Below are 12,325 nucleotides of genomic sequence, written 5' to 3' on the forward strand. Positions count from 1 at the left end.
TTAGCTTTTACGGCCACTAAATTTTACGCCGCGGCTTCCTTTTTCTCGCGCATAAACGAGCCGATCTCGCTAACTAGCACGCCGCAAATTATCAGCGCCGCTCCCGCGATCTTTTCGGCGCCCATGGCCTCGCCGCCTACGAAATATCCGACTATGCCCGCGGTTACCGGTTCTAGCGTAAAAAATATCGCCGTTTTTACGGGAGTCGTAAATTTTTGCATTAACGCCTGCGCGAAAAAGGCAAACGCCGTCCCGAGCACTCCAACGACTGCCATCGCGATTAAAAACGCGCGGTCGATAACGGGCGCTAACGAGCCGTCTTCAAAGATAAATATCGCCGCCCCGCAAAGCGCGACTAACGTTAAAATTTCAAAATAAACCATATTTATTAGGTCGCATTTGCGCACTAAATGCGCGGTAAGCACTATATGAAACGAATATGCGCACGCGCAAACCAGCGCCAAAATTTCGCCCGTGCCCACGCCCACCTCGGCGCCGCAGATGAAATAAAGCCCCGCTGCGCAAATCGCCACGCCCGCGTATGCGTATGAGTAAATTTTATGCTTAAAAAATACCGCCGCGATAAAAGGCACCAAAGCCACGTTAAGCCCGATAATAAACGCTACGGACGAGCTTTGCGCGAATTTAAACGCGTAAGTTTGACTGACGAATCCCGCAAACAAAAACGCTCCTAAAATTGCGCCCGCTTTCATATCCGCCGCTTTCACGCGCCTTAAAACGTTAAAAAATACCGCCCCCGCGATCAACGCGGCTAGTAAAAATCTATAAAAAAGCAAGGTAAATACGCCGTTTGAAGCAAGCGCCTGCGAAGTGGGAAAATAGCCCAGCCCAAACGCGATCGCGACGAAAATCATACCTAAATCTGCTTGTCTTTCTCTCATTTTTATGCCTTACAATAATTTAAAAAATGCGCTTATGATACGAAATCCGCGCTAAATTTTTGATAAAATTCATTTAATAAATTTTTTAGATTATCGGCGCTTTTGAGATTTAGCCCGAGGTTTCGCGCCGCCTCTTCGTAGTAAAATTTCGCGCCTAAATTCGGATTAATCGCGGGCGCTTTCGCGCTTTTGCTTAATTTTTTGCCGTCTTTTAAAAGCAAGCCGTGATGAACGAAGCTCGCGTTTTTAAAATTTAGATTTAACTCGCGCGCTAGTAAAATTTGAGCCGCCGAGCAGTCCGCAAGATCGCCTCCGCGCACTAAAAAATTTACGCCCAAATCCTCGTCGTCGATGACGCTTGCAAAGTTATAAGCGCTCGTGCCGTCTTTTTTATAAATCATAAAATCGCCCGAATTTCGCGCGACTAAATTTCGCAAATTTTGCTCGCTTATTAGCTCTGCACGGCGAATTTTTAGGTCTTCGTCCGTAAAAATTTCGGGTAAATCGCACTCGCTAAAATTTTCGTCGCCTAAATTTTTAACCGCGCGCGAAACGCGAAATCTAATCGCCGTTTTACCCGCTTCGTAGCTTAAATTTTTATCGGCGCAAAGCCCTTGATAAACGCCGCGCGCGTAAGCGTTCGGCGTCCCTCGCGAGCATTCGCAAGCGTAAATTTTACCGCCTAAATTTCGCGGTGAAATTTCAGCTCCTAGCCCGTCTCCCGTAAATTTCGCTCCTAAAATTTCAAGCGCTTTTCGGTATCTTAGGCGCCTAAATTTCGAGCTAAATTTGCTTTTAAATTCGCTTAAATTTTTAGCGCCGCAGTCGTAATTAAGCCCCAAAAATTCTAAAACGTCAAAGATGTTTTGCGCGTATTCGTCGCGGTACCTAACCTCGTCGTAATCGTCGATACGTAGGTGCAAAACGCCGTTTTGAGCGCGCGTAAAAAGGTAGGTTAAAATAAAATTATACGCGTTGCCCGCGTGCAAATAGCCGCTCGGCGTGGGAGCGATGCGGGAGATTATTTTACCCGTCAAATAGCTCTCCTTTTAACGCGCCCAGCGAATTTTAGGCCTCGCGCGAGCCGCTTGCCAGCCAGTTTTCGATTATTTCTAATTGTTGCGCCACGCTCTCATTTGCCGTTCCGCCCTGCGACTTGCGCGCCTCTTTGGAAGCATTTAGATCAAGAAATTTAACCGCGCCCGCGTCCAAGCTTTCATCCACGCTTGCAAGCTGCTGCGCATTTAGCTCGCTCAAATCTAGGCCCAAATTTTCCGCATACGCCACGGCCTTGCCCGTGATGAAGTGCGCCTGGCGAAACGGCACGTTTTTCTCCCGCACGAGATAATCCGCCAGATCGGTTGCCGTGAGGTGCCCGCGCCTCGTCATCGCGAGCATATTTTGCTCGTTAAATTTAGCCGTTTTTAGCATCTGTTTTAAAATTTCAAGGCTCGCAAGCGCGGTGGCGACGCTGTCAAAAACGCCCTCCTTGTCCTCTTGCATGTCCTTGTTGTATGCTAGCGGCAAGCCCTTCATCACCGTTAGCAGCGCGACGAGATTGCCGTTTACGCGTCCCGTTTTGCCGCGGATTAGCTCGGCGACGTCGGGGTTTTTCTTCTGCGGCATGATCGAGCTGCCCGTACTGTACGCGTCGCTGATCGTGACAAAGCCGAACTCCTGCGAGCTCCACAAGATTAGCTCCTCGCACAGGCGCGACGCATGCGTCATCAGCACGCTTACATTAAACAAAATCTCCAGCGCGAAATCGCGGTCGCTGACGCTGTCCATAGCGTTTGGCGTCACTCCCGCAAACCCCAGCTGCTGCGCGACCAGCTCGCGGTTTATCGGATGCGGCGTGCCGGCAAGCGCGGCGGAGCCTAGCGGACAGAGGTTGTTTCGCTTGCGCGAGCTGGCAAAGCGCTCGTAATCGCGGCGAAACATAAACGCGTAAGCTAGCAAATGATAGGCAAGGCTCACGGGCTGGGCGTGCTGAAGGTGCGTGTAGCCGGGCATCAGCGTGTCTGCGTGCTCGCTAGCGATATCTCGCAGAGCTTCTACTAGTTCGCGGATCTTTTCAGCGATTGCAGCGCCGCTTTTAAGCACGTAGAGGCGAAAATCAAGCGCGACCTGATCGTTTCTGCTGCGCGCCGTGTGCAGCCTGCCGCCAAGATCGCTTCCGATGAGCTCGCTTAGGCGCTTTTCGACCGCCATATGGATGTCCTCGTCGGCGGTTTTAAACTCAAATTTACCGCTTTTTATCTCTTCAAACACGGCGTCAAGCCCTGCGACGATCTTTTCGCTCTCGTCAGGCTTTAAAATCCCGCAAGCGCCGAGCATCCGAGCGTGCGCCTTGCTGCCCGCGATGTCCTCCTGCCAAAGCGCCCTGTCAAAGCCGATCGAGGCGTTAAACTCCTCCAAAAGCGCCGAACTCGCCTCGCTAAAGCGCCCCTCCCACATTTTTTTCACGCTCGCTCCTTCGTTTAAATTTTCGGTGATTTTATAAAATTTTAAATCTCGCCGCACAATATTTGCGGGCGAGAAAAAAGGCTAAAGCGCGGTAAAATTCCTAAAAAACGCGCTTGCCTCTTCGCGCGCCGGTTTTGAAATTTTGCGCGCTATAAATTAACGCCTTAAAGCCGCTTTTAATTTATTCGATCCACTTTACCACGTCATCCATGCCGCGGCGGATCTTTTTAGGCTGCGGATTTACGCGGTAGCCGAAAGGTACTAGCAGCGCCACGCGGCGTTCGTTCCATTTTAATCCCAAAATCTCCCCGAGCGCCGCGCGGTCAAAGCCCTCCATAGGGCAGCTGTCGATACCGCGGCTAGCGGCCTCGTTCATCATCGCAAGCGCTGCGAACATGCACTGCGCGTGCGACCAGTGAAATAGCTCGTCGTCGTCGTTTTTAAAAATTTTAGCTATTGCGTCCTTGTAAAATTTTAGCGTAGCGGCTCTTTTTTCGTCGCTTTCAAACGGACGGCGGTTTATCGCTTGCGCTATGTAGCCCGCGCCCGCTTTAAATTCTCTAATTTTAGCCGTAATCGCTACCAAATGCGAGCACGTAGTAATTTGGGGTTGATTCCACGATTTTTCGCGGATTTTCTCGCGCAGCGCCCTATTTTGTACGACCAAAAAATCCCAATGCTCTAACCCCATGTAGCTAGGCGCTAAAACGCCCGCCTGCAAAATAGCCTCGAAGTCGGCTTTGCCGATCTTTTTATTCTCGTCGAAAATTTTACAAGCGTGGCGAAAATTCATAATTTCTAAATGCGTCATAATTTCTCCTTTATATAGTATTAATGCGGGCGGGTTACGGCTAAGGGCTTAATCCTTTTGCTTAATGCTAAAAATCGCCATCAGCACTTCGTAAAAATCTTGTAAAAAATAGCCCATCGCCTTGTAAAAAGCGCTTTGCGCGTTCTTTTGCAAATCGGGCGCGAGCGCGCTTGCGTAAGGTAAAAAATAAGAGATCAAAAAGCCGACCAAAATTTTCCGCATTTTCTCGTCGAGCTCGTTTTTTAAGATACTGGCGATCAAAATTAGCTGATTTGAAATACTACCAACCTCGCCCATTTTAGGCTCGAATTTTAGCGCTTCGTAAAATTTCGCCAGATCCTCGCTAGCGTTTTGAAAATAAAAATCCGCTTGAAATTTCGGCTTTAAAAGCACAAAATCGTCGCATAGCGCCGCGCTACTCTCGCTAGCTAAAAATTCCGCGTAAAATTTCGCGCCCGCTTCGGCGGCCTTCGTATCGTTTTGCGCGACCCAGCCGTTAGATTTCTTAATACGCATAAAATCGGCCGCATCTAAAATTTCGTGAAAATTTTTAGCGAAAATCATCGCCAAAACGCCGTAAATTTCGCCCACTCTCATCGCCCGTCCTTAAAATTTTAAAAATCTAAGCCTAATCGAATTTAACACGACCGTAACCGAGCTAAAACACATAGCAAGCGCGCCGTAAGCGGGGTCTAAAAGCATTCCGAACGCGGGATACAGTGCGCCTGCGGCGATAGGGATACAAATCGCGTTATAACCGAACGCCCAAAATAAATTTTGCCTAATTATTTTCATCGTGGCAAAGCCTAGTTTTAGCAAATTTAGAGCGCCCTTTACGTCGTTTTTAATCAGCACGACGTCGCCCGCGCCCTTTGCTACGTCAGAACCAGAGTTCATCGCTACGCCGACGTCCGCCAATTTAAGCGACGCCGAGTCGTTTACGCCGTCGCCGACGAACATTACTTTACCGCGCGCGCCGAGCTCTTTTATTCTTTCGAATTTTTCGCCGGGCAGCATCGAAGCGTAAAATTCGTCCGCTTCAATCTCTGCGGCCACGCGGGAGACGGCGCTTTGATTATCGCCAGAAAGTATGGCCGTTTTAACGCCCGAACTTTTAAAACCGCTAATCGTCTGCGCGGCGTCTTGCTTTAACTCGTCGCTAAGCGATAAAATTCCGCGAAATTCGCCGTTAATAGCCGTCAAGGCGACGCTAGCGCAACTTTGCGAAGCGCGCGAAATTTTAGCCTTTTGGTCGTTATTTAGCTCTACGCCTTCGTTTGCTAAAAGCTTTTCGTTTCCTATAATTATTAGGTTGTTTTCATCTTGATATTTTACGCCTAGCCCCGCGATATTTTCGAATTTTCCGCCGATTTTTAGCGGTTTTACGCAGTTTTGCTCGGCGAATTTTACGATAGCTTTGGAGATAGGATGCTCGCTCAAAGCCTCTACGGACGCGGCCAAAAGCAGATCCGCATCGCTTAAATCGCTACTTTTTACGCTAATTTGCCCGCTAGTTAGCGTGCCGGTTTTATCAAAAGCTACGGTTTTAATCTCGTGCATAATTTCGATAATTTCGGGGTTTTTGACGATTATGCCCTCTTTCGCGCCGCGAGCGAGCGCGCTAATAATGCCGATAGGCACGGCAAGCCCGAGCGCGCAAGGACAAGAGATAATTAGCACGCAAATGGCGTTTGACGCGGCGTAGGCGAAATTTCCGCTCGCTATTATCCAAACGATAAAGGTTAAAATAGAGATCGCGACGACGCTAGGCACGAAGATATTAGCCGCGCGGTCGGCAAAGCGCGATACCGGCATTTTTTTAGCGCTAGCCTCGTTTAAAAGGCTTAAAATTTGCGATAGCATAGTAGCGTTGGAGCGTTTTAAAACCTTGACGCTAATATAGCCGTTTACGTTTGACGTACCTGCAAATACGGCGTCGCCGACCTCTTTATACGCGGGCAGGCTCTCGCCCGTTAGCGTGCTAGCGTCTATCTCCGCGCCGCCTTGCACGATCACGCCGTCGCAAGGGACGTTATAGCCGTTTTTTACCACGACGATGTCGCCCGCGTTTAGCTTGCTAACCTCAACCTCCTCGTTTTGCCCGTCTGGTTTGATTAAAAGCGCGGTTTTTGGCGAAATTTTAAGCAGGGTTTTTAGATAATCTCCCGCGCGGGCTTTGGAGCGTTCCTCTAAATATTTACCCAGCAGCACGAAGCCTATTATCATCGAACTGCCCGAGACGTACATATTATTTAGCTCCGGAGGCAGGAATTTTTGAAATAAAAATACGATTAAAGAATAAATAAACGCGCTAGCCGTTCCTAGCGCCACTAGCACGTTCATGTCGTAGTTTTTATTTCGCACGGCGCTTAGGGCGTGCGTAAAAAATTCTCGCCCGCCGTAAGCTAGCGCTACGAAGGCTAATATAAGCATAAGCGCGTCTTTAAAAACGCTTCTAGCGCCCAGCGTTTCGAGCGCCATTATCGCTACGCTAACGGCGATGGTAAAGATAAATTTTCGCTCCATCGCTTTTAGTCGCGCGCTTTGTTTAAGCTCGAATTCTTCGTAATCCTGCGCGATCTCGTAGCCTAGCTTTTTTATTTTGGCTTCTAAAGTTTCGCGAACGGCGGGTTGTGAAATTTCAAATTCTCCGCTGCCGTCCGCGAAATTTACGCTAGCGCTAAGTACGCCTTGCGTTTTTTTCGCGACCCGTTCGATTGCGTTAGAGCAATTAACGCAGCTCATCCCCGCTATATTTAGCTTGATTTTCTCGCTCATCAAATCTCTTTTATAACGTCAAATCCTAAGTCGGCTAAGTCTCGCTTAAAATTTTCGACCTTTGCGCCGTCTAAATTTACGCTCACTACGCGAGGCTGGACGGATAAATCGACCTCTATCTCGCCGTAATCGTCTTTTAGCGCGTTTTTAATCGTATTCGCGCAGTTTTGGCAATTAATATTAGAAACTTCGAATTTTTTCATTTTACGTCCTTTACTAGGTGATTAAATTCGTGATTATTTACTAAAATTTTAGCGTCCTCTTTGAAACCTAACCGCTCGTAGTACAGCTTTGTTTTAGGTTTTTTAGCATCGACTATTAAGGCGAGTTTTTTAAAATTTCGCTCTTTGGCGACCTCGTAAGCGCGGCCGATTAGCGCCGTGGCGATACCTTGATTTCTATAATCTTCGCTCACGGCGATGCTATCTATGTAAAATTCGTCCTCAAAACATTCGGCGTCTAAATTTTCGCTAGCGCCCGCTCGGCGCAGATGCTCTTTTATCGGCTCGTCTAAATTCGACGCGTCGCCGCCGAAATAAGCGCACATAGCGCCGACTATTTCGTCGTTTGCGCTAAAAGTGTAGATATTTTCGTAGCTTATTCTATTTGACTCGCGGATAAAAAAAGAGCATAAAATTTCGTCGCATTCGCCGTCTGAATTCGCGCCCGTCAAAGTAAACGCGATATCCTCCATAGCTAGCCGCAAAAGTCCTATACATCTAGCCGCGTCTCGTTTTTTCGCTTTATTAATCATAACGCGAATTATAGGCTTAAAATCTAAATTTTAAACAAATAAATTTTTTGTTTAAAATTTGAAACTTAAAAGCAAATGTAAAAATTTTTTTAGCTATAATTTCGCAAATTTCAACGTTTAAGGATAATTATGGGACGAGCATTTGAATACCGAAGGGCGGCGAAGGAAGCGCGCTGGGATAAAATGAGCAAGGTCTTTCCCAAGCTTTCAAAAGCCATAACCGTCGCTGCGAAAGAAGGCGGGTGCGACCCGGATATGAACCCTAAACTTCGCGCCGCGATAGCCGCCGCGAAGTCCGAAAATATGCCCAAAGATAATATCGACGCGGCGATAAAACGCGCAAACGGTAAGGATAGCGCCGATATTAAAACCATATTTTACGACGGCAAAGCCGCTCACGGCGTGCAAATCATCGTAGAAACGGCTACGGATAACCCGACTCGCACGGTAGCAAACGTCAAGGCTATTTTTAGCAAAAACGGCGGCGAAGTACTTCCTAGCGGGAGTTTAAGCTTTATGTTTTCTAGAAAAAGCGTATTTGAACTAGCAAAACCCGCTCGCGATATCGAAGAAATCGAGTTGGAGCTAATAGACTTCGGACTAACCGAAATCGAAGAGGGCAATGGTGAAATTTTCGTCTACGGCGATTATACTAGCTTCGGCACGCTTCACGAAGGTATCGAAAAACTAGGCCTTGAAGTAAAAAAAGGCTCGCTTCAATATTTACCAAACGCAAGCGTTAGCCTAAGCGAAGAGCAAATGAGCGAAATCGAGCGGCTTTTAGATAAACTAGAAGACGACGACGACGTCCAAGCGGTCTATACGAATATCGAATAAATTAAAAGGATAAAAATGAGATCAGACGAACTTAAAATTTACGAGCCGAATTTAGACGAGGTAAAAAAAGCCAAATACGCCGTGCTAGAAACCGACAAAGGAACGATTACGCTCGAGCTTTTCGCCGAAGAGGCGCCGCAGACGGTAGCGAATTTCGTAGAGCTTATTAAAAGCGGATTTTACGACGGGCTAAATTTTCACCGCGTAATCCCTAATTTCGTAATCCAAGGCGGCTGCCCGCACGGTACGGGCACGGGAGGTCCCGGCTGGCGGATAATCTGCGAATGCGACGATCAAAAAGTAAAACACGAGCGCGGTAGCCTTTCTATGGCTCATGCCGGACGCGACACGGGCGGAAGCCAGTTTTTCATCTGCCACAGCGCGCAGCCTCATCTAGACGGCGTACATACGGTGTTCGGCAGATGCGCGAACGAAGAGAGTTTAAAAGTGCTAGACGCGATCAAAGCGGGAGATAAGATAAAATCGGCGACCGTAAAAGAGAGCCTGTAAGGGGGAAATTTTGGAAGCTATAAAAAAGCAAAATAGCCTAGCTTTGAGGCTGCTTACGAATTTAGCCTTTTGGGTCGTTTTGGGCATAGCCGCGGGCGTAGCGGTGGGTATGATATCGCCCGAGTTAGGCGTCGCTAGCAAGCCGGGTATAGACTATTTTATTAAAGCGCTTAAAATTTTAATCGGACCTATCATATTTTTAACGATTATTTCGGGAATCGTGGGGCTTGAAAGTTTAAAAGATCTAGGCTCGATCGGATTTAAGGCGTTTATCTATTTTGAAATAGTCAGCACCATCGCGCTAGCGGTGGGTATAATTTTCGGCGAGACGCTGCGGCCGGGTCACGGGATGAATCTTGACTACACCCAGCTAGACGCGTCGAGCGTGGAAAAATTTACCGCGCAAGCGGCGAATATAGACGCGAATAGCGGATTTCTAGCGCATACGCTTCATATCTTACGCGGTGCCGTGCCGGTGGACGGCATTTTCCCTTACGTGCATTTACTAGATCCATTTATAAAAGCAAATACGCTTCAAGTGTTATTTATGGCGCTGTGCGTGGCAATCGTATTATCGTTTTTAAATCACGACCGCAAAAAAGCCTGCCTAAAACCGCTGGAAATCATCCAACACTACGTACTAAAACTACTTACGTGGCTTATGTTGTTTAGTCCCGTGGCCGCATTTTCCGCAATGGCGTATCTAATCGGCAAATTCGGCATCGGCTCGCTAATAGGAATGCTAGAACTACTAGGCGTAATGGCCGCCGCGAGCCTATTTTTTATATTCGTGGCTTTGGGCATTATCTGCTATTTCGCAAAGGTTAATATCTTTAAATTTATGCGTTTTATCTCAAAAGAGGTACTCGTAGTTTTTGCCACCAGCTCTTCCGAGACCGCCCTTGCGCCGTTAATGCAAAAGCTAGAAGCCGCGGGTATCCACAGGGGCGCCGTGGGGTTAATTATACCTACCGGTTATTCGTTTAACCTAGACTGCACGAATATCTACCTAAGCCTTAGCATTATCTTCCTAGCGCAGGCGTTTAACATACCGCTAAGCTTCGAGCATCTAATCAGCGTGCTAATCGTATTAATGATAACCAGCAAAGGCGCGGTCGGCGTCACGGGATCGGGCTTTATCGTATTAGCGGGTACGCTGGCGGCACTTCCTAGCACGGGTATTCCGGTAGTTACCGTCGCCGTACTTTTGGGAGTGGATAAATTTATGTCCGAAATGCGCGCGGTAGGCAATCTTTGCGGTAACGCCGTGGGCTGCATGATAATCTCTATCTGGGATAAAAAGGTAGATATGGAGAAATTCCGCTACGCGCTGGATCATCCAAACGAGTTTAAATTCCACTCGTAATTAAAATTTTAGCGTCCGCGATGTCGGACGCTAAAATTTATCCGGCCCGCGAGCGTAAGCCGAAATTTGGCAAGTTCAGCGAAATGGCGGCGCTACTAAAAACCCGCATAAATAAATCTACTACGCACGCATAAGCCAGCTACCGAGCGTTAAATTTCAAGATTCGTTACTCTTTCTTTTTCGTCAAACGAAATCGTAAGCTCTCTACCAAATTTTGCGACGATCTTACCGCTAGCTTTCTTAAACCAGCCGCCCTTACTTTCGCTTTGCTCGTAAGCAACGCCCGCAAAATCCAAAAAGCTTTTGATAAAAATTTTATGGTCTAGCTCAAAGCGGCTAATACAGTTCGCAGCGATCTTAACGAACTCTTCCGCGTCTGGGGCTCTAAACGCCTCGCTAGGCGCGCCATTTACCGCGACGTAAGCACACCCGCCCTCGTGCGGACATCTATAATAAAACAAATTTCGCCCGCTAAGAGCGCAGGTTAACACCGACATCGTAAGTCCGTTATAAATTTCGTCTATCTCGAAGCTAGGCGTAACAATCGCTTCAAGCCCTAGCTCCTCGCCGATTTTTAGCACGTCCCTGGCTAGGCTTGCTATTTGCTCGCTAAAATTATTTACGTTTTTATATCCCCACAGCCAGGTATCGCTCTTACTTGATTCGCTGCCGATGAAGTAAAACTCAAAGCCGTCTTGCCCGAAGTAAATTTTACCCTCTTCAAAATCTATCCGCCAATCGCGGTCTTTTACGACCGCGTCCGCGCATCTATACTGAACCGTCGTAACCGCGCCCGCACAAGCCGAAAAGATCTGCGTAAAATCTCTCTTATCTCTAACATGCTTTAAAATTTCCATCGCCGCTCCTTAAAATTTGAAATTTTAGGCGCATTATATAGTTTTTTTGAAATTTTTAAAATTCGGCGCGACGAATAGCCCAAGCTACACAAAAAGACGGCGGCGCCAAGTTCAAAAAGACTTGCGAAATACGAGCCTTTAAAGCCCGAATTTTACGGCTGCCCGCGCTAACTCCATCGTCGCGTCTATAAATTTATACGGCTTATCTAAATACGGCAAAAACATCGGGATTTCCGTGCAGGCCGCGATATACGCGTCTGCTTTTATGCCCGCGATCGTTTCGTTAAATTTAGGCGCGAATTCCTCGGTCTTACCAGCTTTTACGCCTTCGTAAATGCAGCTCATTAGCGCCTCTTGCCGAGCGGCGCTAAACTCTACGCTAATTAAACCTTCACGCTCTAAAATTTCATCGTAAACGCGAGCCTTTTTCGTGCCGCTAGTAGCGATTACGGCAATATTTTTAGCGTCCGGATACGCGGCTTTTAGCGCCTCTACGGCGGTCTTTGCGATGTGAATTATTTTTACGCCCGTTTGCTTTTCTATCTCGGGGGCAAAAAAGTGCGCCGTGTTGCAAGCCATCAAGATCGCTTCGCAACCCGCGTTTTTTAGTAATCTCGCGCTAGTTACGAGCTTTGGTAGCGGATCTGCGCCCTTGCCTAGGATAAATTCCGTCCTATCCTCGATTTGCGCGTAGCTGTCGATCACTAAATGCAAGTGATCTTGATCGCGTTTAGCTGGCGTTAGCTCGATGATTTTTTTATACAAATCGCATGTCGCAAGCGGCCCCATGCCGCCTAAAATTCCGATCGTTTTCATTATTCGCTCCATTTTTCCATATCTAGGTCTTTTTCGCTTTTAGCGACGATCACCGCTCCCGAGAGGTCGCCTACGACGTTCATCGAGGTGCGCCCCATATCTAGTATCGCGTCGATGCCCAGTATCATGCTATACGCTACCGCCACGACGCTGCCGGCCTCTACTTTAAGACCTACCGATTCAAGCACCATTAAAAGCATGATAGCGCCCGCCCCGGGCACTCCCGCC

General features: G+C 47.8%; 14 protein-coding genes. 3 read left to right on the forward strand and 11 right to left on the reverse strand.

Features of this window, described 5'->3' with window-relative positions; translation table 11 throughout:
* Positions 1–23: 23 nt before the first annotated feature.
* The 8 genes from QZ147_RS01200 to QZ147_RS01235 all read right to left on the reverse strand — a co-directional run bounded on the left by QZ147_RS01200 (position 24) and on the right by QZ147_RS01235 (position 7,711).
* Positions 24–902, reverse strand: a complete 879-nt coding sequence (locus tag QZ147_RS01200; protein ID WP_295146273.1) for a DMT family transporter — start codon at positions 900–902, stop codon at positions 24–26.
* Positions 903–934: 32 nt separating this feature from the next.
* Positions 935–1,939, reverse strand: a complete 1,005-nt coding sequence (locus QZ147_RS01205; protein ID WP_295146275.1) for a glutamate--tRNA ligase family protein — start codon at positions 1,937–1,939, stop codon at positions 935–937.
* A gap of 31 nt (positions 1,940–1,970) precedes the next feature.
* A complete protein-coding gene (gene argH / locus QZ147_RS01210; RefSeq protein ID WP_295146291.1) occupies positions 1,971–3,359 on the reverse strand; it encodes an argininosuccinate lyase in 1,389 nt (462 codons plus the stop codon).
* 190 nt (positions 3,360–3,549) lie between these two features.
* Complete coding sequence (locus tag QZ147_RS01215) at positions 3,550–4,179, reverse strand: NAD(P)H-dependent oxidoreductase (RefSeq protein WP_295146276.1); 630 nt, start codon at positions 4,177–4,179, stop codon at positions 3,550–3,552.
* Between the two features lie 48 nt (positions 4,180–4,227).
* Positions 4,228–4,776, reverse strand: a complete 549-nt coding sequence (locus tag QZ147_RS01220; protein ID WP_295146277.1) for a hypothetical protein — start codon at positions 4,774–4,776, stop codon at positions 4,228–4,230.
* Between the two features lie 9 nt (positions 4,777–4,785).
* Positions 4,786–6,957 carry a heavy metal translocating P-type ATPase gene (locus QZ147_RS01225; protein ID WP_295146279.1) on the reverse strand — a complete coding sequence of 724 codons (2,172 nt, stop codon included), beginning with the start codon at positions 6,955–6,957 and terminating at the stop codon, positions 4,786–4,788.
* Positions 6,957–7,160, reverse strand: coding sequence for a heavy-metal-associated domain-containing protein (locus tag QZ147_RS01230; protein ID WP_295146281.1), 204 nt, complete (start codon positions 7,158–7,160; stop codon positions 6,957–6,959). Before QZ147_RS01230 ends, QZ147_RS01225 begins: the two co-directional genes overlap by 1 nt.
* Complete coding sequence (locus QZ147_RS01235; RefSeq protein ID WP_295146282.1) at positions 7,157–7,711, reverse strand: GNAT family N-acetyltransferase; 555 nt, start codon at positions 7,709–7,711, stop codon at positions 7,157–7,159. The genes QZ147_RS01230 and QZ147_RS01235 overlap by 4 nt, the downstream gene beginning before the upstream one ends.
* A gap of 129 nt (positions 7,712–7,840) precedes the next feature.
* On the opposite strand from QZ147_RS01235, the gene QZ147_RS01240 reads away from it, so the two are divergent.
* The 3 genes from QZ147_RS01240 to QZ147_RS01250 are packed head-to-tail and all read left to right on the forward strand — an operon-like array spanning position 7,841 to position 10,424.
* Entirely contained in the window at positions 7,841–8,548 is a 708-nt protein-coding gene (locus tag QZ147_RS01240; RefSeq protein WP_295146283.1) for a YebC/PmpR family DNA-binding transcriptional regulator, read from the forward strand.
* A 15-nt stretch (positions 8,549–8,563) separates the two neighbouring features.
* A complete protein-coding gene (locus QZ147_RS01245; RefSeq protein WP_295146285.1) occupies positions 8,564–9,058 on the forward strand; it encodes a peptidylprolyl isomerase in 495 nt (164 codons plus the stop codon).
* 10 nt (positions 9,059–9,068) lie between these two features.
* Positions 9,069–10,424 carry a cation:dicarboxylase symporter family transporter gene (locus QZ147_RS01250; protein WP_295146286.1) on the forward strand — a complete coding sequence of 452 codons (1,356 nt, stop codon included), beginning with the start codon at positions 9,069–9,071 and terminating at the stop codon, positions 10,422–10,424.
* 149 nt (positions 10,425–10,573) lie between these two features.
* On the opposite strand, the gene QZ147_RS01255 is transcribed toward QZ147_RS01250, so the two are convergent.
* The 3 genes from QZ147_RS01255 to QZ147_RS01265 all read right to left on the reverse strand — a co-directional run.
* Entirely contained in the window at positions 10,574–11,281 is a 708-nt protein-coding gene (locus QZ147_RS01255) for a DUF6882 domain-containing protein (protein WP_295146287.1), read from the reverse strand.
* Between the two features lie 138 nt (positions 11,282–11,419).
* Complete coding sequence (locus tag QZ147_RS01260; RefSeq protein WP_295146289.1) at positions 11,420–12,097, reverse strand: amino acid racemase; 678 nt, start codon at positions 12,095–12,097, stop codon at positions 11,420–11,422.
* A partial coding sequence (locus QZ147_RS01265; protein ID WP_295146290.1) for a cation:dicarboxylase symporter family transporter occupies positions 12,097–12,325 on the reverse strand: 229 nt, incomplete at its 5' end. The genes QZ147_RS01265 and QZ147_RS01260, both read right to left, overlap by 1 nt.

The sequence above is a fragment of the uncultured Campylobacter sp. genome (assembly GCF_905371695.1).
Taxonomy (GTDB): domain Bacteria; phylum Campylobacterota; class Campylobacteria; order Campylobacterales; family Campylobacteraceae; genus Campylobacter_A.